The organism is Mesobacillus harenae (genome assembly GCF_013343715.1).
GTDB lineage: Bacteria > Bacillota > Bacilli > Bacillales > Cytobacillaceae > Mesobacillus_A > Mesobacillus_A harenae.
Window position 1 is genome coordinate 142,215 of sequence record NZ_JABUNR010000012.1, and the last position, 21,274, is coordinate 163,488.

Genomic DNA, 21,274 nt, shown 5'->3' on the forward strand with positions numbered 1-21,274 from the left:
ACCGATAAAGAAAGGGAGGTTCGTTCTAATTATGCGTGTTTCAAATGTGACAGTTCGAAAACGGCTAACCCTGGTTTTATTGGTAGGGATTCTCGTTTTTTTTATTATCGACATCCGACTTGGTTATGTTCAATTCATATTAGGAAATGAATTGACTGGAAAGGCAAGAGACTCATGGAGCCGGAATATTCCATTTGAGCCAAAACGGGGGGAGATCGTAGACAAGAATGGAGTTCCGCTAGCTACAAATATCAGTGCCCCAACAGTTTACGTTGTACCTCGACAGGTTGAAGACCCTGAAAAGACTGCAGAAGCGCTATCTGCTTCTTTAAATATGCAAAAAGAAAAAGCATATGAGTATGTCACAAAAAATTCATCAATTGTAAGAATCAATGAAGGCAGGAAAATTTCACATGAGAAGGCGAAGGAAGTAAGGGCCCTTGAGTTAAAAGGAGTATACATTGGAGAGGATTCAAAACGCCATTATCCATTTGGCAGCTATTTATCCCATGTACTTGGGTTTGCAGGAATCGACAATCAGGGCTTAATGGGACTGGAGCTTTTTTATGATAAAGAATTGAGCGGTTCTGAAGGATCAGTGAAATTTTATGCTAATGCAAAGGGGCAGCGCATGAATGATATGGCTGATGATTATCAGCCTCCTGAAAACGGGTATGATTTAAGATTGACGATTGACAGCAAAGTCCAGACAATCATAGAGAGAGAATTGGACATTGCTGAAGCAAAATATGATCCTGACGGCCTTATTGCAATTGCTATGGACCCGAATAACGGTGAAATTCTTGCCATGTCAAGCCGGCCTGGTTTTGATCCGGCAAATTTTCAAAATGTTCCTCAGGAAGTTTATAATCGTAATTTGCCAGTGTGGAGTACATACGAACCTGGTTCTACCTTCAAAATCATTACGCTGGCTGCCGCTCTTGAGGAAGGAAAAGTAGATTTGGAAAATGATCAATTCCATGATCCAGGCCATGTAGAAGTTGGAGGCTCTCGTCTCCGCTGCTGGAAAAAGGGAGGGCACGGGACCCAAAACTTTCTTGAAGTAGTCCAAAATTCATGCAACCCAGGGTTTGTGGAGTTAGGTGAACGGTTAGGGAAGGAAACACTGTTTAAGTATATTAAAGATTTTGGATTCGGACAGAAAACAGGAATCGATCTACAGGGTGAAGGAAAAGGGATTATGTTTAATTTAGAAAGAGTAGGTCCAGTCGAGCAGGCTACTACCGCATTTGGCCAAGGGGTATCGGTAACGCCGATTCAGCAGGTAACGGCTGTAGCAGCTGCGGTTAATGGAGGGATTTTGTATACTCCCTATATTGCCAAGGAATTAATTGACCCCCGGACAGGCCAGGTAGTTATGAGTAAAAACCCTGAGGAAAAACGCAGGGTTATTTCAGAGGAAACTTCAAAAAAAATCCGCTATACATTAGAAAGCGTGGTTGCTCAAGGGACAGGGAAAAATGCGTTTGTTGAATCATATCGGGTCGGTGGGAAAACCGGAACAGCACAAAAAGCGAAAGACGGCAGATATCTTGAGAATAACCATATCGTATCCTTTATAGGCTTTGCACCTGCAGACGACCCGCAAATTGTAGTCTACATTGCTGTAGACAATCCAAAAGGTACGGTTCAGTTTGGTGGTGTGGTGGCAGCCCCGATTGTTGGAAACATAATGGAAGACAGCCTGAGAGCCTTAGGGGTGGCCCCAAGAAAGGATCAAATCGAAAAAGAACTGACTTGGCTGGACACACCAATGATGGAAGTACCAGATCTGATTGGTATGGAAAAAAAGGAACTTCAACAACAATTGATCAATTTGAGGCTTGATGTTAGCGGAGAAGGGAATACAGTTGTTAAGCAGGCCCCTTCCCCTGGAACGAAAATTAAAGAAGGTTCTATTATCAGGATCTATATGAACGAAGGCGATTAACTGCTGGGGCGGCTTAGGATTAGATATCCGCCGCCCATTTTTGTGTTTGTTGAAAATCAAAATGGCGAATTCCTTTGTTTTCATGTAAAATAATAAGCGCTATAATGTTTTTTCTGATAGTATATAAATTTAATTATAGGGAAAATAACAGTCAGTGGTTACGAAGCTGACATATTTGTTTATGCTTTTCTTTTTTGAGAGGATTGGTTGATAATGAAGTTACTAGAATTGCTTGAGCACTTACATCCTTTCGTTGACTATAAGGGTGAAGACCCCGAGATTACGTCAATTGAAAATGATAATAGAACGGTAATACCGGGCAGTTTATTCATCTGCATTAAAGGTTATACAGTAGATGGTCATGATTTTGCTGATTCAGCAGTAAAAAATGGCGCTGCAGCAGTAATTGCTGAACGAGAGCTTTCTTTAAATGTGCCTGTTATAGTTGTTAGAGATACGGTTAGAACCATGGCTGTGCTTGCGGATGCCTTTTATGGTCAGCCGAGCCACAGTCTCCACATGATTGGAATCACCGGTACTAATGGCAAGACGACCACAAGCCATTTAATAGACAAAATTTTAATGGATTCAGGGATAAAAACGGGGCTTATTGGTACGATGTACACTAAAATAGGAAACCACACTTATGAAGTCCAAAATACTACACCCGAAAGCCTTAAGCTGCAGAAAACACTTAAACAAATGGTTGATGAAAAGGTATCTTCTGTGGTAATGGAGGTTTCTTCCCATGCCCTTGCATATGGCCGGGTGCATGGCACTGACTATAATGTAGCCGTGTTTACCAACCTTACCCAGGACCACCTTGACTACCATAAAACGATGGACGAATACCGCAAAGCAAAGGGTCTTTTATTTGCACAGCTTGGTAATTCATTTTCTCATAAGCATCCGAAGTTCGCTGTTTTGAATGCGGACGATCCTGCTAGTGACGAATACCGCCAAATGACATCAGCACATATCCTTACATACGGGATCGACAATGATGCTGATTTTCGGGCAGTTAAAATTAAAATGACAGCCAGCGGGACTTCATTTGATCTTGTTTCACCTACTGGTATACAAAAGGTAACCATTCAGTTAATTGGGAAGTTCAGCATTTATAATGTCCTTGCCAGCGTCAGCGCTGCTTATGTATCAGGAATACCGATAAATCAGGCCTTAGCTTCAGTTGCGAGTGTTCAGGGAGTCTCAGGACGTTTTGAGTTGGTCGATGCGGGCCAGGATTTTTCTGTGATTGTTGATTATGCCCACACTCCTGACAGTCTTGAAAATGTACTGAAAACTGTTAAACAATTTGCTGAAAAGAAAATCTTTGTCATCGTCGGCTGCGGCGGGGACAGAGACCGGACCAAAAGGCCACTTATGGCGAAAATTGCATGCGAATATGCTACTGATTCCATTTTTACATCAGATAACCCAAGAAGTGAAGATCCTGAACAAATCGTGAGAGACATGGAGGAGGGGGCTTTGGAAGGTCAGTATATAAAAATAATTGACCGTAAGGAAGCGATCAAGTATGCCGTTAACCGCGCCACTACTGGAGATGTCGTTTTAATTGCCGGTAAGGGGCATGAGACTTACCAGCAAATAGGTGATTATGTTTATGATTTTGATGATCGAATAGTTGCCAAACAGGCTATAGAGGAAAAATAAAATAATGCGTTTCACTATGCAAATGACTATTGAAAGGTTTTAAAGAGATAATGAGACTTATTTTAAAAACAAAACAAACGGAACTACCATACAAAATAGCACTGCTTTTTTTGGAAGAAAAACTTCTTAATAAATCAGGTGGAACATATGATATACCTGTGATGTTTCAAGAAGCTGACCGATTTCTAATCGGGATAGGGGGGGAATAAAATGCTGGAGCAAGTTATTTTTTTCACAATAATATTAGGCTTTCTCATCACTGTCTTACTTTCTCCGATTTTTATTCCTTTCTTAAGAAGGTTGAAATTTGGACAAAGCATTCGGGAAGAGGGACCACAGTCACATCAGAAAAAATCAGGAACGCCTACTATGGGCGGGATCATGATATTGATCTCAGTAACTATTACGACATTGGTTATGACCGGGAAGTTTTCAGAGCCAACGGTTAAAACTTACTTATTATTATTAGCGACACTCGGATTCGGGCTGCTTGGCTTTTTGGATGATTTTATCAAGGTCGCGATGAAACGGAATCTTGGATTAACATCTAAACAGAAATTGCTCGGACAAATAGTTGTTTCAGTCATTTTTTATCTTATTTTAAAGCAATCAGATTTTTCTACGGTAATAAGTATACCGTTGACAGATATGTCCGTTGATTTGGGCTGGCTGTATGTTCTGTTCATTATCTTCTGGATGGTTGGATTTTCAAATGCGGTTAATCTGACTGATGGTCTTGACGGACTGGTATCGGGAACAGCTGCGATTGCATTTGGAGCTTTTGCAGTGCTAGCCTGGAGTCAATCACAATTTGAACTTTCTATTTTTTCTGTTGCAGTTGTGGGAGCTGTACTTGGCTTTTTAGTCTTTAATGCTCACCCTGCTAAAGTTTTTATGGGTGATACAGGTTCTTTGGCGCTAGGAGGAGCGATTGCTGCAGTGGCCATTCTTACGAAGCTTGAAATCATCCTTATTATTATCGGAGGCGTTTTTGTTATTGAGACCTTATCGGTAATCCTTCAGGTTATTTCATTCAAGACAACAGGAAAAAGAATCTTCCGAATGAGTCCGCTCCATCACCATTATGAGCTGATTGGATGGTCTGAATGGCGGGTAGTCGTAACGTTTTGGACAGTAGGCTTGCTGTTTGCTGTACTTGGAATTTACATTGAGGTGTGGTTGTAAAATGAAACAGATTAACGAGTATAAACATAAAAAAATACTGGTCTTAGGGCTAGCAAAAAGCGGCGTAAGCGCCGCTTCTTTATTACATAAACTTGGAGCATTCGTTACTGTAAATGATAAAAAGCCGCTTTCTGAAAATCCAGAAGCGCAAGGATTGTTAGAGCATGGCATCACTGTAATTTGTGGCTCGCATCCGGTTGAACTGCTCGATGATGGCTTTGAGTTAATTGTCAAAAATCCCGGAATACCCTACTTCAATCCTATGATTGAGGCTGCAGTGGAAAAAGGGATTCCAGTCATTACAGAAATTGAATTGGCTTACCAGATATCTGAAGCTCCTTTTATTGGAATAACAGGGACTAATGGAAAAACAACAACTACTACTCTGTTGTTTGAGATGCTGGCTAGCGCAGAAAAACATCCTTTAATCGCAGGGAACATCGGTACCGTCGCAGCAGATGTTGCTCAAGAGGCAGGACCTGGAAATTGGATCGTAACTGAGCTTTCCTCATTTCAACTGATGGGTGTTTCTTCTTTTAAACCAAAAATTGCGATCATTACAAACTTATATGATGCTCACTTGGATTATCACCAAACAAAAGAGGGCTATGTCAGCGCGAAAGCGAACATTACAAAAAACCAGACAGAAGCTGAGTATCTGATTGTAAACGCAGATCAGGAAGAAGTTATGAAGATTGCCAGCCAATCTAAAGCCCATATTGTTCCATTCTCTGTTAATAAAGAGCTGAACAGCGGTGCATTTGTTAAAGATGGGTGGATCATTTTTAATGGGGAACAAATCATTGAAACCGATGCAGTTGCCCTGCCAGGACGGCATAATTTAGAAAATATTTTATCTGCAGTTGCAGCTGCCATACTTTCAGGTGCAAACACTAGGGCTATTTGCGATGTGTTAAGGACTTTCACAGGAGTAAGGCACAGACTTCAATATGTAGACGAAATCTCTGGTCGGAAATTCTTTAATGACTCCAAGGCAACAAATATATTAGCTACAAAAAATGCGCTTGCTGCTTTCCACTCACCTGTTGTCCTTCTTGCAGGGGGACTTGACCGGGGAAATGAATTTGATGAACTAATTCCTGCTTTGGAAAATGTCAAGGTGCTGGTTACCTTTGGACAAACTGCAGATAAGATCGGACAAGCGGGACAACAAGCAGGAATAAAAACAATTCTGCATGTCGATAATGTTGAAAAAGCCGTTCCTGAAGCATTCAAGCATTCTAAGGCTGGAGATATTATCCTGCTGTCCCCCGCATGTGCCAGTTGGGATCAGTACAAAACTTTTGAGGTAAGGGGAGACATGTTTATTGATGCGGTGCATAAGCTTAAGTAAGGGCTTGTCTTTTACCGCGCATCTAGTATAACCTCTCAATACCAGCTTGCATTCTGGATATAAGAACGGTACAGCCCAATACTTGCAGCCGAGGTGTGGAGCTTTGCCAACAAAAAAAACGACTCCTGACTTTATATTAATGATTATTACTTTTTCATTGCTCTGTGTAGGCTTAATCATGGTGTATAGCGCAAGTGCGGTTTGGGCCGAGTACAAATTCGACGATTCTTTTTTCTTTGCAAAGCGCCAGATGTTATTTGCCGGGGTTGGAATAATGGCTATGTTTTTTATCATGAATATTGATTATTGGACATGGAGAACGTGGTCTAAGTTAATCCTGATAATCTGCTTTGTCCTTCTTGTTCTCGTCTTGATTCCAGGTATAGGCAATGTAAGGAATGGTTCAAGAAGCTGGATAGGAGTCGGAGCATTTTCCGTTCAGCCGTCGGAATTCATGAAGCTGGCAATGATTGCGTTCCTTGCCAAATTTTTATCTGTTAACCAAAAGCTGATTACTTCCTTCAAAAAGGGACTTGGTCCAGCGCTCCTTCTGGTCTTCACAGCATTCGGGATGATCATGCTTCAGCCGGATCTAGGCACTGGAACTGTAATGGTTGGCACGTGCGTAGTGATGATATTTATTGCTGGGGCGAGAGTTAGTCACTTTGCAGCATTGGGACTATTAGGAGCGGCCGGGTTTGTCGGGTTAATTTTATCAGCACCTTACAGAATAAAACGGATAACTTCGTTTCTTGATCCTTGGGAAGATCCGCTCGGGAGCGGCTTTCAAATTATCCAGTCGCTATATGCGATAGGTCCAGGCGGTTTATTTGGGTTAGGATTAGGACAGAGTAGGCAAAAATTCTTTTATCTCCCTGAGCCGCAAACCGATTTTATTTTTGCTATTTTAGCTGAAGAACTTGGTTTTATCGGTGGCTCGTTTGTTTTGCTCTTATTCTCTCTCTTATTATGGAGAGGAATAAGGATCGCCCTCGGTGCTCCTGATTTATATGGCAGTTTCCTTGCGGTTGGAATTGTGGCTATGATTGCCATACAGGTGATGATCAATATTGGTGTTGTTATTGGCTTAATGCCAGTTACAGGGATTACTCTCCCCTTCCTGAGTTACGGCGGCTCATCACTAACCTTAATGCTCATGGCTGTTGGAGTGCTCCTAAATATAAGCCGATACTCGAGATATTAACTAATGACCCTGTCTCAGGGTTTCTTTTTTTTATTGCTGATTTTCGTAGGGGGTATTTAATCACTAGCCAAAAATCGCAAACTATATACTGTAACTGGTATTTCTTTGTGAATTGATTTTGATAATAAAGCAGGCTCTTATCAATCGGCCGATTTCAACGTTTTACGGATGATCTCACTTTTGTTTTAAACAACTGAAAAGGTTATGAGTATAATGATAAAAAGTTTTTAAACTGCCAAACATACCAGTGAGCCTTACTTTATTGAAAAATTACATTTTGTTAACAAAATGATTTTCAAGGGTGGTTGGGTTTAGAATGTAGTAGAATAGGGTAAAAGCCGGGGAGTGCTTTTCTTTGCTCAAAGCAGCCTTGGCGAATACAAGAATAGAATAAACACTCTTTAAGAGGTGAGAAGATGAGAATAGCAGTAAGCGGCGGGGGAACGGGCGGCCATATTTATCCGGCCCTGGCTCTAATCAGGGAAATAAAAAAAGATAATGAAAATGTTGAATTTTTATATATCGGTACTGAAAAAGGGCTTGAAAGTACACTTGTCCCCAGAGAAAACATACCGTTCCAATCAATACATATAACAGGATTTAAACGAAAGCTCTCGTTTGATAATATCAAAACAGTAGTCAGGTTCATTAAAGGAGTCTGGGATAGTAAACGAATCCTGAAAAAGTTCAACCCAGATGTTGTCATCGGTACTGGAGGATACGTGTGTGGTCCGGTTGTATATGCTGCAGCAAAACTCGGAATCCCAACAGTTATACATGAACAGAACAGTGTTCCTGGTTTAACAAACAAATTTTTAAGCCGTTATGTTGATCGGATTGCTGTTTGTTTTGAAGAAGCAAAAGCTTACTTCCCACAGGAAAAAGTGTTTTTTACCGGTAACCCAAGAGCTTCCGAAGTAATTGGCCAGGACGGCATAGCTGGACGGCTTTCGGCTGGTTTAAATCTTTCGAAGCCTGCAGTACTAATTTTCGGTGGCAGCCGCGGCGCCAAGCCGATTAACGAAGCGGTGTTAAAAAAGCTTGGTGAAATAGGGCAAAAGCCATATCAGATACTTTATATAACTGGAGATGCCCATTATGATGAGGTTCAAAAAGAAGTAGACCTGATCGGCAATCCAGAAAATGTAATAATCAAACCATTTGTCCACAATATGCCTGAAGTATTAGCTGGGATAGATTTGACTGTTGCAAGGGCAGGTGCGACAACACTTGCAGAGCTGACGTCGCTTGGTATTCCAAGTATTCTGATTCCAAGTCCATATGTCACAGATAATCATCAGGAAAAAAACGCAAGGGCATTGAGCGAACATGGAGCTGCAGAACTTTTACTTGAAAAAGATTTGACGGGTTCTAAATTAATTGAGCATATTGATGGTATTTTAATGAACGAAAATAGATTAAATGAGATGAAAAAAGCAGCCAAAGACTTGGGCATTCCTGATGCAGCGGAACGGCTTTACAGGCTGATGAGGGAGCTTGTTAAGTAGCCCTGGCATTTCAGACAGCATATTATAAATGGTATATGCTGCATAAGGAAAGGGTGGAAAACTATGAATGAACTGAATAAGAGGCTTACTGAACTTAATATTGGAAAGGTTAAAGAAAATGAACCTTTAGCAAATCATACAACAATCAAAATCGGCGGACCGGCTGATTTGTTTATCGAACCTTCCTCAATCGAAAACCTAAAAAAGACCATGGATTTCATTATCGACAACAAGGTTAATTGGAGGGCGATTGGGAGAGGTTCAAACTTACTGGTCTCTGATAAAGGGATAGACGGGGCAGTAATAAAGTTAGGAACAGGTCTAAATACTCTTGAGCTTGATGGAACAACTCTTCGTGTTGGCGGGGGCTACTCATTAGTTGCGCTAGCTACTAGCATTAGCCGAAAAGGACTATCAGGTCTGGAATTCGCGAGTGGTATTCCAGGTTCAGTCGGTGGAGCGGTCTACATGAATGCGGGAGCCCACGGATCTGATATCTCAAAAATTTTGGAGAAAGCCTGCATTCTGTTTGAAGACGGTACAATGGGCTGGTTGTCAAATGAAGAAATGGAGTTTTCTTACCGTACATCTGTCCTTCAGAATAAGCGGCCTGGCATTGTGGTTGAGGCCGTATTTAATCTCACAGAAGGTGATAAGGATCTTATTTCTGCGGAAATGCAGAAGAACAAAGATTACCGCAAAGATACTCAGCCTTGGAATTCGCCATGTGCGGGCAGCATTTTTAGGAACCCGCTTCCAAATTACGCAGGGCAGCTAATTGAAAAAGCTGGTCTTAAAGGACATTCTATTGGAGGAGCCGAAATTTCAAACATGCATGGCAACTTCATTGTTAATACAGGAAGTGCCAGTGCCGAAGATGTGCTTGCACTTATCCAGCATGTTAAAGATACGATCTATGATTTGTACCAAATAAAGATAGAAACCGAAGTAGAAATAATAGGGAGAAAATAACAGAAAAGCCGCTTCATCTAGCAAAATATATGCTATAATAATTCATTAGATTAGGCATAACAAGTTCAATAAAATGAACGGCATATCCCTTAAATGCTGTTGTTTTTATGAGAGAGTCAACCTCATAGGCATTGAGACAGAATCCACTGAATTTAAGGCAGGATGCTGGCTAAATGCAGGAACTTGCTGGAGAAGAGGTGATGGAATTGGATAAAGGGAAAGTTGTCTCAATAGAGGACAGAATCCCTAAATTAAAATTACAACGACGGAAAAAGGCCAATCGGAGACTCATTTTCTTGTTGCTGTTATTTTTTGCGCTAATTGCGTGTATTATTTACTTCCAATCTCCGTTAAGTAAAGTCAAATCATTGGTTGTTACCGGAAACTCTGCTATGAGCAGTGAGGAAATTTTGGCACAGACCGGTATTACAACCAGTACAAATATTTGGAAAGTTAATAAAAGTGGCGTAAAGGACGAGCTTGAGAAACTTCCAGAGATTCGTGAAGCAAAAGTAAAGGTGAAGTTTCCAAATACAATCTTGATTTCTGTTATAGAATATGATCGGATTGCTTATATAACCAAAGGGAAAAATTTTGTACCTGTTTTAGAAAATGGGGACACTTTAGATAAAGAGAAGATGACGGACATTCCTGTAAATGCTCCGATTCTAATTGAATTTAAAGAAGGAAAAGTGCTCAACGAAATGATTTCCGCGTTAGAGTTTTTGCCTTCTGAGCTTTTGAATTCAATTTCAGAAATCTATTATACTCCTATAGAAACCGATACTTATAGAATTCGTCTGTTTATGAATGATGGATTTGAGGTTCATGCCACACTTCGAACGTTTGCTGACAAATTTGCACATTACCCTTCTATCGTTAGTCAGCTAGACCCGGGGATAAAGGGTGTAATAGACCTGGAAGTAGGCTCTTATTTTAAAGCTTATGAAGCGGGGGGAGCTGAAAATGTTGAAATTCAGGAAGCTGAAGGGTAATCAGGTTGTGCTTTCCCTTGTGGCATTGGTTCTTGGATTTTTGGTAGCATTCTCATACAGTATTACTGAACGTGAAAGTGAAAGCAAAGGTCCTGTTATTACCGATAAACAATGGGAACAGAACATAAATTTAAAAAAGCAGCTTGCCGATCAGGTTACCAAAAATCGGGAACTTCAAACCGAACTAAACGATAAGCATGATTTAGTGAGGGAATTTGAACAAGAATTAGCACAAGAAGCGCAAGTGTTTTTTAACCTTGCAGAAGATGCTGAGAAGTACAGAATGTATCTTGGAAAGGTGAAAGTAAAAGGGAATGGTGTACAAGTTACACTTAAAGACGGTGAGTATAATCCTGATGAAAAAAATATTAATAATTATCTAGTACATGAACATCATGTGTTTAAGGTAATTAATGAACTATACATTTCAGGAGCTTCTGCTATTTCCGTTAATGGAAAGAGGTTAACCCATCAATCTTATATCGTGTGTAACGGTCCAGTCATAACTGTCGATGGATCACCCTTTCCAGCTCCATTTGTTATTACTGCTCTCGGAGATCCAGAAGTACTTTCCTCTGCATTGAACCTTACTGGTGGAGTAAAGGATCAGTTAGTAAATGATAGCATTCAGTTTTCACTTGAAGAAAAAACTGGTGTTATTATGGATCCTATTCTTGGAGGTTAATTGGTATCTAACTGGCTTGTTGTTAACAGAAAGATAGGTGAAATTGGGTGAAGCATCGAAAGAATACCGGTTTTGTTCTCATCGCCGCGGTGATAGGACTAATGATCGCCATCCAATTTCAAACGGTAAGCGAACCTGTCGAGAGGGATACAAGAGATACATGGGAGCTGCGTGAGGATTTAATGGAAGAAACAGAACTTCAGACAAAGCTGATCCAAGAGATCCGTTCCGTTGAGGAAAAGCTTGCTGAATATAAGACAGTGCGTGCACAAAGTAAGGAACAAGTGCTTAAGGGCACCCTTGAGGAATTAAAACAGGAAGCGGGATTAACTGAAGTAACAGGAGCGGGTCTTGTTCTGTCTATTGAACCAGACTTTGACCTAATGCCATTGGGCAACCCTGCTGTATCTGTATCACCAGAATTGCTTAAAAGGCTGATTAATGAATTGAATATGTATGGAGCCCAGCACATCTCTGTAGATGGACAGCGTGTTATTAATACAACGGTGATTAGAATCATAAACAGAGATACAAAAATAGATGGGCACTCGCTGAATAGGTATCCTATTAACATCAAGGTGATCGTTGACACAGTAGATACAGCTGAAAAGCTTTACAACCGCATGAGTGTTTCCAGTGTAGCTGATGACTTTTTCATCGACAGCCTGCGTGTTAATGTAAACAAACCTGAACCTGAAATAACTATACCTTCTTATCAGGATACTATTCGTATACGGTACATGGAACCAGTTAATACGGAAAAAGGAGACAATGGATAATATGTGGCTTCCCCTTATGGGGTTAATCATCGGAGTCATCATCGGGCTGCTGACTGATATCCGAATCCCCGATGAATACTCTAATTATTTATCAATTGCTATTCTGGCTGCTCTTGATACTCTGTTTGGAGGAATCAGGGCCCAGCTTCAAAATATTTATGATGAAAAGGTATTTGTTTCAGGATTTTTCTTTAATATTTTGCTTGCAGCAAGTTTAGCTTTTCTAGGTGTCCATCTTGGTGTAGACTTGTATTTAGCAGCAGTTTTCGCGTTTGGTGTCAGGCTTTTTCAAAATATTGCAGTCATAAGGCGCATACTTTTGACCAAATGGACCACGAACGAGGAAAAGTAGAAAAAATTCATGTATAAAAAAGGGAATTAACTAGTTGTGACGAATAAGGTTATTGTAATTAAACACAAGTATTAAAGGAAAAAAATTGTTGTTCGATAAATGATGTATTGCTAAGGAGGTGCCAGAGAATGAACAGCAATGACATATTTGTAAGTCTTGACATCGGTACATCCAGTGTTAAAGTAATCATTGGAGAAATGGTCAATGACTCTTTAAATGTAATTGGTGTTGGCAATGTGAAGTCCGAAGGTTTACGAAAGGGCTCAATTGTTGATATAGATGAAACCGTTCATTCCATTAAACGGGCAGTTGAACAGGCTGAGAGAATGATAGGGATGGAGATTTCCAGTGTAATTGTAGGTGTGACAGGGAACCACGTCTCGTTGAAGCCTTGCCATGGTGTAGTGGCAGTTTCAAGTGAAAATCGAGAAATAACGGATGAAGATGTTGCTCGGGTAATAGATGCAGCGCAAGTTGTGTCAATTCCTCCTGAGAGAGAAATTATTGATGTTATTCCAAAGCAATTTATTGTGGACGGGCTTGATGAGATCAATGATCCTCGCGGCATGATTGGCGTGAGGCTGGAAATGGAAGGAACCATCATTACCGGTTCAAAAACAATCTTACATAACACACTTCGCTGCGTGGAGCGGGCGGGCCTGCAAGTTTTAGACATAGTGCTTCAGCCTTTGGCAGCTGGATCTTTTGCACTTTCTAAAGATGAAAAAAATATGGGCGTGGCTCTAGTAGACATTGGTGGAGGTTCAACGACTGTTGCAGTGTTTGAGAACAGCCATTTAAAAGGAACTTCGGTCATACCTATTGGCGGAGACCATATCACAAAAGATTTATCAATTGGACTGAGAACGACCACAGAGGATGCAGAGAATATCAAAGTAAAACATGGACATGCTTTCTATGACCATGCTTCAGAGGATGAAATATTCAGTGCTGCAATGATTGGGAGTGACCAACAGCAGCAATTTAACCAGGTTGAAGTTGCGGATATCATTGAGGCACGCCTGGAAGAAATTTTTGAAATGGTCGGAAATGAGTTAGGAGTAATGGGTGTAAGGGATCTGCCCGGCGGTTTTGTATTAACTGGCGGAATTGCAAACATGCAAGGGGTTCCAGAGCTGGCCCAGCTCGTTTTCCAAAACCGAATTAGAATTGCGATTCCAGACTATATTGGCGTACGTGAATCGCAATATACCACGGCAGTGGGTTTAATAAAATTTGCGTACAAAAATGCAAAGCTTCAAGGCCGGGACTTTGGCAGCGCTTTGAGTGAGCCGGAAATAAAAGAAAAACGCATTCAAAAACAGCCGCACCCGAAATCGAAGACGGAAAAACAACCTGAAGAAAAAGTAACATCAAGAGTGAAAAAGTTTCTTGGCTACTTTTTTGAGTAAGCATTAATTTGCTGACCAGGAATACGACGAATTAGGAGGATTTGTCATGTTGGAGTTTGATACAAATTTAGATTCATTAGCAACTATAAAAGTAATCGGAGTTGGCGGCGGAGGTAACAATGCAGTAAACCGGATGATTGAGCATGGAGTTCAAGGTGTGGAGTTTATTGCAGTAAATACCGATGCGCAAGCGCTAAACCTTTCTAAAGCAGAAGTGAAAATGCAAATTGGCGGCAAATTAACCCGAGGATTAGGTGCTGGAGCTAATCCAGAAGTTGGGAAAAAGGCTGCAGAAGAAAGCAGAGAACAACTGGAAGAAGTGCTTAAGGGCGCTGATATGGTTTTCGTAACTGCTGGAATGGGGGGAGGTACTGGTACAGGTGCTGCGCCTGTTATCGCTGGGATCGCCCGAGATCTTGGCGCATTAACAGTTGGTGTTGTAACTCGGCCATTTACATTTGAAGGCCGTAAACGTGCAACACAGGCTGCTGGCGGAATCTCTTCCATGAAGGAAGCAGTCGATACCCTGATTGTTATTCCAAACGACCGTTTATTAGAAATAGTAGACAAAAGCACACCAATGCTTGAGGCATTCCGTGAAGCAGATAATGTTCTCCGTCAAGGGGTTCAGGGTATCTCTGACTTAATTGCTGTACCAGGATTAATCAACCTTGACTTTGCTGACGTTAAGACTATTATGTCTAGCAAGGGTTCTGCTCTTATGGGAATTGGTGTTGCCGGTGGTGAAAGCCGTGCAACAGAAGCAGCCAAGAAGGCAATCTCTTCTCCATTATTAGAAACTTCAATTGATGGAGCACAGGGTGTCCTTATGAATATTACTGGAGGATCTAACCTTAGCCTATATGAGGTTCAGGAAGCAGCTGATATTGTAGCTTCTGCCTCAGATCAAGAAGTAAATATGATTTTTGGTTCAGTTATTAATGAAAACCTGAAAGATGAAATCATTGTTACTGTTATTGCAACAGGATTCAACGAGGAAGTTGCCCAGCCCAAGCCGACAAGGCCTGTATTCGGACAGCCTAAACCAAATCTAGGCGGAGGAGTAAAGCGCGAACCTAAACGCGAAGAGACTCAGCCGCAACCTGAACCAAGCAGAAACAACCAATCTTCTCAGCATCCGGAGGATACACTAGATATCCCAACGTTCCTCCGAAACAGAAACAGAAGAAGGTAAATAGAAAAGCGAAGCCGACTGCCCAGCTTCGACAAGCGCTGGAGGGCCTGAAGGTGAAGTCGTTCTTTGACTTCATCAGCAGGACCGAAGCGCCTCGAGAAGCTAGGAGGCGCAGCTAGACAATAGAAAAACGGAAGCGCCTTGTTCAGCCCCGACCAGCATAAGACAGGGCCTGAATGAAGGCGTTTTTTGCCTTCAGAAAGGGCATGGCTTATGACTCGAGGGGCTAGGCGCTGCAGTTGGACAATAGAAAAGCGAAGCCGACTGCCCAGCTTCGACAAGCGCTGGAGGGCCTGAAGGTGAAGTCGTTCTTTGACTTCATCAGCAGGACCGAAGCGCCTCGAGAAGCTAGGAGGCGCAGCTAGACAATAGAAAAACGGAAGCGCCTCGTTCAGTCCCGACAAGCATAAAGTGGGGCCTGAATGAAGGCGTTTTTTGCCTTCAGTAACGTAAGGGCATGGCTTATGATTCGGCTGCTAAACCTTACGAGTTAGCAAGATGTTCAACGAGACTAATACATCGATGAAGGCCAATTAAACGCATAGGTTGTCCCCAAAAAAACGAAGCTAGTTGCAAAAAAAGATTTATGTTGGAAAAATCGAAAATAGTTTAAATAAATGGAAGTGCGGCATATATTGCCGTACTTTTTTATCGTTTTTTTAAACTCCTAGTTGGGGATAATCGTATGATTTAATTCAATCAGCACCCAGTACCCACCGATTAGCGTACTTTGTGAAAGTCAATAAGGATCCCTTCCGCTCTCTATGTTGGCTCCAGTCCATCTGTCAGTTTTGTTGCTTTTAGATTTATCAGTCTGCTGGAAATATGACAAATTCCGTACAGATGTGTGAAAACTTCTGTTGTTTTGTATACAGAAAGTGACACACTTCTTAAAGGCAGGTACGTTATACTTTGTCGTAACGGAATGGTAGAAAGAAAACTCTTAATCTGGCATTTAGTTAGTAAAGAAAAAGGTACTGGGGGTTCTGCCAGAATAAAGGGGGGGCGATTTTGACTATTTATCTGGATGTCATATGGGCTTTAAATTTCTTGTTTGACACCCTGCTCCTTTATTTAACTGCCATTTTTCTTAAAAGGTCCGTTCCGAAATGGAGATTAATATTAGGCGGCTTTATAGGTTCACTAATTATTTTATTATCTGTGACTCCTTTAAATGCCTATAGCGCAAATCCAATAATAAAAATGATTGTTTCAGCGTTAATGATCCTTTCTGCTTTTGGGTACCACAGATTCCGCTTTTTTTTGAAAGGACTGATGACACTTTATTTGGCAACCTTCCTTATTGGCGGAACATTAATTGGTCTTCACTACTTCGTTTCGTTCGATATGAATTTGAGCTCGGCTGTTATGTTATCGAGTGTGAAAGGATTTGGCGATCCAGTCAGCTGGTTATTTGTTCTTCTAGGTTTTCCTGCTGCCTGGCATTTTTCAAAGCGAAACGTTGAACATATGGAAATGACAAAAATTCAATATGACCAGCTAGTGGACGTTACCATTACCCTCTCGGAGACTAGATTAAATCGGAGAGGTCTTATTGACAGCGGAAACCAACTATATGACCCGCTATCCAAACTGCCGGTAATGTTAATTTCTCTCAATGGGGTAAATTCGGAGGTTCCGGCCCCAATATTAAAAATGGCGGAAAACCCCGATTCTATACTTTATGGAGAAGAAAGCCTACCAAAGGAGTGGGAAAGCAGGATGAGAATTATCCCTTGCAAGGTTGTTGGGCAGGATCATCAGCTCATCCTAGCTATAAAGCCAGACGAAATTTGGATTACAAAAGATGACAAGCAGCATCTCATTGATAAGGCCCTTATATCATTTAGTATGCAGCAACTATCGGCAGATGATAGCTTCCAGTGCATCATTCATCCTAAAATGTTGACAGGTCTGAGTACAGCTAGACCTCCTGCAAGAGTAGGTTAATATACTATACTCGGAATTTCACAATTTAGAAGGAGGACAATTCATGAAAAATTTGCGACTTAGGTTTTCTTATTATTGGTATAAATTGCTGATTAAACTGAGGATAAAAACAGATGAAATCTATTACATTGGCGGAAGTGAAGCTTTGCCTCCCCCTCTAAATAAAGAAGAAGAAGAGCACTTGCTAAAAAAACTTCCGAATGGTGATAAGGCTGCAAGATCAATTTTGATTGAAAGAAATCTAAGGCTTGTTGTCTATATTGCCCGGAAATTTGAAAATACAGGAATTAATATTGAAGATTTAATCAGTATTGGAACGATTGGGTTAATTAAAGCAGTAAACACATTTAATCCTGAAAAGAAAATAAAACTTGCTACATATGCATCCAGGTGTATAGAAAATGAAATTTTAATGTACCTGAGAAGAAATAACAAAATAAGATCTGAAGTATCTTTTGATGAACCACTTAACATTGATTGGGATGGAAACGAACTGCTCCTTTCTGACGTGCTTGGTACAGATGAGGATATCATTACAAAGGATCTTGAATCTAACGTGGATAAAAAGCTTCTTGTAAATGCTTTGCAGTCACTCACGGACCGGGAAAAACAAATTATGGAGTTAAGATTTGGCCTAGGTTCAGAGGAAGAAAAAACACAAAAAGATGTAGCCGATATGTTAGGTATATCACAATCTTATATTTCAAGATTAGAAAAAAGAATTATTAAAAGGCTGAGGAAAGAATTTAATAAAATGGTTTAAGTTTTTAAACATAATTACGTAAATAACAAAAAAAATTAGCGTCTTAAAACCGTTGATATTAATTTGTTTTGCTGGTTTTTTCTTCATGTTTTCCTTCTAAGCAATTCATGAATGTGCATATTTTTCCTTCCCGCGGAGATACTGAATTTTGTACAGCAGCTCCTGTGAGGAGGGAAAAGATTTGACTCGAAATAAAGTAGAAATTTGCGGTGTGGATACTTCAAAGCTGCCAGTTTTAAAAAATGAAGAAATGCGTAAGCTTTTCAGACAGATGCACGAAGGAGATATTTCCGCCAGGGAAAAGCTGGTGAATGGGAACCTTCGCCTCGTCCTCAGCGTTATTCAACGCTTCAATAACCGGGGTGAGTTTGTGGATGACCTGTTTCAGGTCGGGTGTATTGGACTTATGAAATCCATCGATAATTTTGATTTAGGTCAAAACGTTAAGTTTTCCACGTACGCTGTTCCGATGATTATAGGTGAAATAAGACGTTATTTAAGGGATAATAACCCAATTAGAGTATCTCGGTCTTTAAGGGACATAGCATACAAAGCCCTTCAAGTCAGAGAGAGACTTATGAGTGAAACTTCAAGGGAACCGACTGCGGAAGAAATAGCAAAAGTGCTAGAAGTCCCTCATGAAGAAATTGTGTTTGCTCTTGATGCCATACAGGATCCTGTATCCTTGTTTGAGCCGATCTACAACGATGGCGGGGATCCGATTTTTGTAATGGATCAGCTAAGCGATGAACGAAATAAGGACAGCAACTGGATTGAGGAAATTGCCTTGAAGGAAGGCATGAGGCGATTAAATGAGCGAGAAAAGTTGATACTCCGTAAACGATTTTTTCAGGGTAAAACACAAATGGAGGTCGCAGATGAAATCGGAATTTCCCAGGCTCAGGTTTCACGGCTTGAGAAAGCGGCGATCAAACAAATGAACAAAAACATTCAAAGCTAGCTGCCGGTATGGCAGCTTTTTATTGTTATAAAAACTTTTAAAGTCCCAAGCGTTTTTAAAACGTTTGGATTGTCGTCAGCATCCAAGCTACAGGGTTCAGTGAGTATTATTTTACTTAGCCAAGAGACCAGGATGGCAGGCGTAGGGCAAGTGACTGGAAAGAGAATAAACCAATGATTAATATTAGGAATTTAGACCAAAATAATAATGAATAAGGTGGTGATACCATGAAGAAAAAGGGGATTCAAAACAGCAGCATCGAGCAAGTAAAGAAGGATCACGAAACCGAAAGTGCCTTTCAGCAGGACCAAAAAAGACCTAAAAAAACGCGATAAGTACAGAAAAACAGATTCCAGCGATGCTGCCGGGTCTGTTTTTTATTTAGGAAAAAGTTTCGATTTTAAAGCAAAAAATAAAAGATACATGAATACCTGATCCTCTCTCATATATTTTATTATAAAGAGAATATCTGGAGGGAGATTAATATGATTAAAGTCTCTGATTTTCAAATAAAAGATGTGGTTAATGTGGCAGATGGAAAAAAGCTTGGAAATATAGAGGATTTTGAAATCAACTTAACAACAGGTAAAATCGAAGCTGTTGTAATTGGCGGGCCAGGAAAAATGCTTGGTTTTTTTGCAAGGGAGGACGCTGTAACGATTCCTTGGCGGAACATTTTAAAGATTGGGCATGACGTTATTTTGGTTCGCTATATGGATACTGGAGAAGTTAAATATAAGGACGAAGAAGCATAAAAGGCTTATTTTACTGGGACCTTTAACCTTTCTATGGTAAACTAGAGAAAAAATAAAAGGGGTAAGCAAAATGGAGCCGTTCCTCCTGAAGAAGAAAGAGTTTTTTGCTATTTCGGACTGGATGGAGAAATTCCCTGGACTGACTGCTGGTTTTTCGACCAGAAATGGAGGAGCCAGCGAGACGCCCTTTTATAGCTTGAACTTAGGCCATCATGTTGGCGATACACCAAAGGCCGTCTTTGAAAACAGACAAAGATTTTCACAGAAAATAGGATTTGCGCTAGAGAATTGGGTGGGCGCAGAGCAAACTCATGGAAAGAGAATTCAATATGTAACGAAGAATGATCGAGGAAAAGGAGCAGCCATTTATGATTCCTCAATTGTTGATACAGACGGTTTTTATACACAGGATAAAGATGTTCTTTTAACCTTGTGTTATGCTGACTGTGTCCCTCTTTACTTTATCGCACCCGAATCTGGGATGATCGGTATTGCCCATGCTGGCTGGCAGGGTACCGTAAAAGGCATAGGCCGTGAAATGGTCAACGCATTTGCAGAAAAGGGCATTTCACCAGATAGTATAAAAGCAGTAGTCGGGCCTTCAATCTGCCAAAAATGTTATATTGTTGATGAAAGAGTTATCACTTTAGTACAAAATATACTAGAAGATGTCGAAAAAAAGCCCTATAATTTAATATCAGAGGGGCAATACTCTCTTGACTTACAGGAATTAAATAAGCAGATCCTTATCACCGCAGGGGTGAAAAAAGAAGCTGTTTCTGTGACAGAGTATTGCACAAGCTGTCATGAAGATTTATTCTTTTCTCATCGCCGTGATAAAGGGGCATCTGGGAGAATGATCAGCTTTATTGGCTGGAAGGAGGATATGAATCTATAAATGGAAGTTTCAGAAAACCTTCGTTACATAAAAAGTCAAATTGAAAGTGCCTGTGAAAGATCAGGCAGAAATCCTGAAGAAATTACGATTATTGCCGTGACAAAATATGTAGATGCAGACCGTACCCAGGAAGCAGTGAAGGCAGGTATAACCCATCTTGGTGAAAATCGAGACGAAGGTCTTCTTGCTAAATGGGAAATTCTAAAGGACAAGCCTGTTTGGCATTTTATTGGCACCCTTCAGTCGAGAAAGGTGAAAAATGTCATTAATAAAATAGATTATCTTCATTCCTTAGATCGTTTCTCTCTCGCTAAAGAAATTAATAAGCGAACAGAGAAACCGTTGAAATGCCTTGTTCAAGTAAATGTTTCCGGAGAAGAATCAAAGCATGGAATTGAACCTTCAAAAGTATTGGATTTTATAAAAAGCCTGGAAGGTTTTAAGAATATTCGGGTTTCCGGTTTGATGACGATGGCCCCTCATATAGAGGATGAAGAGGCTCTGAGGGAATGTTTCCGAAGCTTAAAAAAGATTCAGTCTGAGGTTCAGGAATTGAATCTTGTTTATGCCCCGTGCAAAGAGCTATCAATGGGGATGTCCAACGACTTTGGTGTCGCCGTCGAAGAAGGAGCAACTATGATTCGCATTGGAACGGCCTTAGTAGGGATGGGAGGTCAGTAG

The 21,274-nt window shown here is 40.7% G+C and carries 20 protein-coding genes; all 20 read left to right on the plus strand.

The features are described from left to right. Window positions 1-31: 31 nt before the first annotated feature. On the plus strand, window positions 32-1,951 hold the full coding sequence (locus HRJ06_RS15385; protein ID WP_174733835.1) for a stage V sporulation protein D: 1,920 nt from the start codon (window positions 32-34) through the stop codon (window positions 1,949-1,951). A gap of 213 nt (window positions 1,952-2,164) precedes the next feature. Further along, the gene (locus HRJ06_RS15390) at window positions 2,165-3,625 is read left to right on the plus strand and encodes a UDP-N-acetylmuramoyl-L-alanyl-D-glutamate--2,6-diaminopimelate ligase (RefSeq protein WP_174733836.1); all 1,461 of its coding nucleotides are present in this window, start codon (window positions 2,165-2,167) and stop codon (window positions 3,623-3,625) included. Window positions 3,626-3,835: 210 nt separating this feature from the next. Continuing rightward, on the plus strand, window positions 3,836-4,810 hold the full coding sequence (gene mraY / locus HRJ06_RS15395) for a phospho-N-acetylmuramoyl-pentapeptide-transferase (protein ID WP_174733837.1): 975 nt from the start codon (window positions 3,836-3,838) through the stop codon (window positions 4,808-4,810). Window position 4,811: 1 nt separating this feature from the next. After that, window positions 4,812-6,164, plus strand: a complete 1,353-nt coding sequence (murD, locus tag HRJ06_RS15400) for a UDP-N-acetylmuramoyl-L-alanine--D-glutamate ligase (protein ID WP_174733838.1) — start codon at window positions 4,812-4,814, stop codon at window positions 6,162-6,164. 103 nt (window positions 6,165-6,267) lie between these two features. Next, complete coding sequence (gene spoVE, locus HRJ06_RS15405) at window positions 6,268-7,368, plus strand: stage V sporulation protein E (protein WP_174733839.1); 1,101 nt, start codon at window positions 6,268-6,270, stop codon at window positions 7,366-7,368. A 416-nt stretch (window positions 7,369-7,784) separates the two neighbouring features. Next, the gene (murG, locus tag HRJ06_RS15410) at window positions 7,785-8,876 is read left to right on the plus strand and encodes an undecaprenyldiphospho-muramoylpentapeptide beta-N-acetylglucosaminyltransferase (RefSeq protein WP_174733840.1); all 1,092 of its coding nucleotides are present in this window, start codon (window positions 7,785-7,787) and stop codon (window positions 8,874-8,876) included. Window positions 8,877-8,939: 63 nt separating this feature from the next. Beyond that, window positions 8,940-9,848: a UDP-N-acetylmuramate dehydrogenase gene (gene murB / locus HRJ06_RS15415; RefSeq protein ID WP_174733841.1), complete on the plus strand. Its 909-nt coding sequence runs from the start codon at window positions 8,940-8,942 to the stop codon at window positions 9,846-9,848. A 173-nt stretch (window positions 9,849-10,021) separates the two neighbouring features. Then, window positions 10,022-10,843 (plus strand): cell division protein FtsQ/DivIB, encoded by an 822-nt coding sequence (locus HRJ06_RS15420; protein ID WP_338421109.1) that lies wholly within the window; start codon window positions 10,022-10,024, stop codon window positions 10,841-10,843. Continuing rightward, the gene (locus HRJ06_RS15425; RefSeq protein ID WP_242035267.1) at window positions 10,815-11,528 is read left to right on the plus strand and encodes a DUF881 domain-containing protein; all 714 of its coding nucleotides are present in this window, start codon (window positions 10,815-10,817) and stop codon (window positions 11,526-11,528) included. Before HRJ06_RS15420 ends, HRJ06_RS15425 begins: the two co-directional genes overlap by 29 nt. A 47-nt stretch (window positions 11,529-11,575) precedes the next feature. Continuing rightward, entirely contained in the window at window positions 11,576-12,307 is a 732-nt protein-coding gene (locus HRJ06_RS15430; protein WP_422392736.1) for a DUF881 domain-containing protein, read from the plus strand. 1 nt (window position 12,308) lies between these two features. Further along, entirely contained in the window at window positions 12,309-12,659 is a 351-nt protein-coding gene (locus HRJ06_RS15435) for a small basic family protein (RefSeq protein ID WP_174733933.1), read from the plus strand. Window positions 12,660-12,787: 128 nt separating this feature from the next. Next, window positions 12,788-14,071, plus strand: a complete 1,284-nt coding sequence (ftsA, locus tag HRJ06_RS15440) for a cell division protein FtsA (RefSeq protein ID WP_174733843.1) — start codon at window positions 12,788-12,790, stop codon at window positions 14,069-14,071. Window positions 14,072-14,117: 46 nt separating this feature from the next. Next, the gene (gene ftsZ, locus HRJ06_RS15445; protein WP_174733844.1) at window positions 14,118-15,266 is read left to right on the plus strand and encodes a cell division protein FtsZ; all 1,149 of its coding nucleotides are present in this window, start codon (window positions 14,118-14,120) and stop codon (window positions 15,264-15,266) included. 1,011 nt (window positions 15,267-16,277) lie between these two features. After that, window positions 16,278-17,216 (plus strand): sigma-E processing peptidase SpoIIGA, encoded by a 939-nt coding sequence (spoIIGA, locus tag HRJ06_RS15450; RefSeq protein ID WP_174733845.1) that lies wholly within the window; start codon window positions 16,278-16,280, stop codon window positions 17,214-17,216. 43 nt (window positions 17,217-17,259) lie between these two features. Beyond that, window positions 17,260-17,979: an RNA polymerase sporulation sigma factor SigE gene (gene sigE / locus HRJ06_RS15455; RefSeq protein WP_174733846.1), complete on the plus strand. Its 720-nt coding sequence runs from the start codon at window positions 17,260-17,262 to the stop codon at window positions 17,977-17,979. Between the two features lie 181 nt (window positions 17,980-18,160). After that, entirely contained in the window at window positions 18,161-18,940 is a 780-nt protein-coding gene (sigG, locus tag HRJ06_RS15460; protein WP_174733847.1) for an RNA polymerase sporulation sigma factor SigG, read from the plus strand. Between the two features lie 227 nt (window positions 18,941-19,167). Then, window positions 19,168-19,275 carry a biofilm-forming protein gene (locus HRJ06_RS15465; protein WP_174733848.1) on the plus strand — a complete coding sequence of 36 codons (108 nt, stop codon included), beginning with the start codon at window positions 19,168-19,170 and terminating at the stop codon, window positions 19,273-19,275. Window positions 19,276-19,425: 150 nt separating this feature from the next. Continuing rightward, entirely contained in the window at window positions 19,426-19,695 is a 270-nt protein-coding gene (locus tag HRJ06_RS15470; protein ID WP_174733849.1) for a YlmC/YmxH family sporulation protein, read from the plus strand. 70 nt (window positions 19,696-19,765) lie between these two features. Next, the gene (gene pgeF / locus HRJ06_RS15475) at window positions 19,766-20,593 is read left to right on the plus strand and encodes a peptidoglycan editing factor PgeF (protein WP_174733850.1); all 828 of its coding nucleotides are present in this window, start codon (window positions 19,766-19,768) and stop codon (window positions 20,591-20,593) included. Continuing rightward, window positions 20,594-21,274, plus strand: a complete 681-nt coding sequence (locus HRJ06_RS15480) for a YggS family pyridoxal phosphate-dependent enzyme (protein WP_174733851.1) — start codon at window positions 20,594-20,596, stop codon at window positions 21,272-21,274.

Coding starts and splice junctions, on each gene's coding strand:
- HRJ06_RS15385 (WP_174733835.1), top strand. CDS start 32: ATGCGTGTTTCAAATGTGACAGTTCGAAAACGGCTAACCCTGGTTTTA.
- HRJ06_RS15390 (WP_174733836.1), top strand. CDS start 2,165: ATGAAGTTACTAGAATTGCTTGAGCACTTACATCCTTTCGTTGACTAT.
- mraY (WP_174733837.1), top strand. CDS start 3,836: ATGCTGGAGCAAGTTATTTTTTTCACAATAATATTAGGCTTTCTCATC.
- murD (WP_174733838.1), top strand. CDS start 4,812: ATGAAACAGATTAACGAGTATAAACATAAAAAAATACTGGTCTTAGGG.
- murG (WP_174733840.1), top strand. CDS start 7,785: ATGAGAATAGCAGTAAGCGGCGGGGGAACGGGCGGCCATATTTATCCG.
- murB (WP_174733841.1), top strand. CDS start 8,940: ATGAATGAACTGAATAAGAGGCTTACTGAACTTAATATTGGAAAGGTT.
- HRJ06_RS15420 (WP_338421109.1), top strand. CDS start 10,022: ATGCAGGAACTTGCTGGAGAAGAGGTGATGGAATTGGATAAAGGGAAA.
- HRJ06_RS15425 (WP_242035267.1), top strand. CDS start 10,815: ATGTTGAAATTCAGGAAGCTGAAGGGTAATCAGGTTGTGCTTTCCCTT.
- HRJ06_RS15435 (WP_174733933.1), top strand. CDS start 12,309: ATGTGGCTTCCCCTTATGGGGTTAATCATCGGAGTCATCATCGGGCTG.
- ftsA (WP_174733843.1), top strand. CDS start 12,788: ATGAACAGCAATGACATATTTGTAAGTCTTGACATCGGTACATCCAGT.
- ftsZ (WP_174733844.1), top strand. CDS start 14,118: ATGTTGGAGTTTGATACAAATTTAGATTCATTAGCAACTATAAAAGTA.
- sigE (WP_174733846.1), top strand. CDS start 17,260: ATGAAAAATTTGCGACTTAGGTTTTCTTATTATTGGTATAAATTGCTG.
- HRJ06_RS15465 (WP_174733848.1), top strand. CDS start 19,168: ATGAAGAAAAAGGGGATTCAAAACAGCAGCATCGAGCAAGTAAAGAAG.
- HRJ06_RS15470 (WP_174733849.1), top strand. CDS start 19,426: ATGATTAAAGTCTCTGATTTTCAAATAAAAGATGTGGTTAATGTGGCA.
- pgeF (WP_174733850.1), top strand. CDS start 19,766: ATGGAGCCGTTCCTCCTGAAGAAGAAAGAGTTTTTTGCTATTTCGGAC.
- HRJ06_RS15480 (WP_174733851.1), top strand. CDS start 20,594: ATGGAAGTTTCAGAAAACCTTCGTTACATAAAAAGTCAAATTGAAAGT.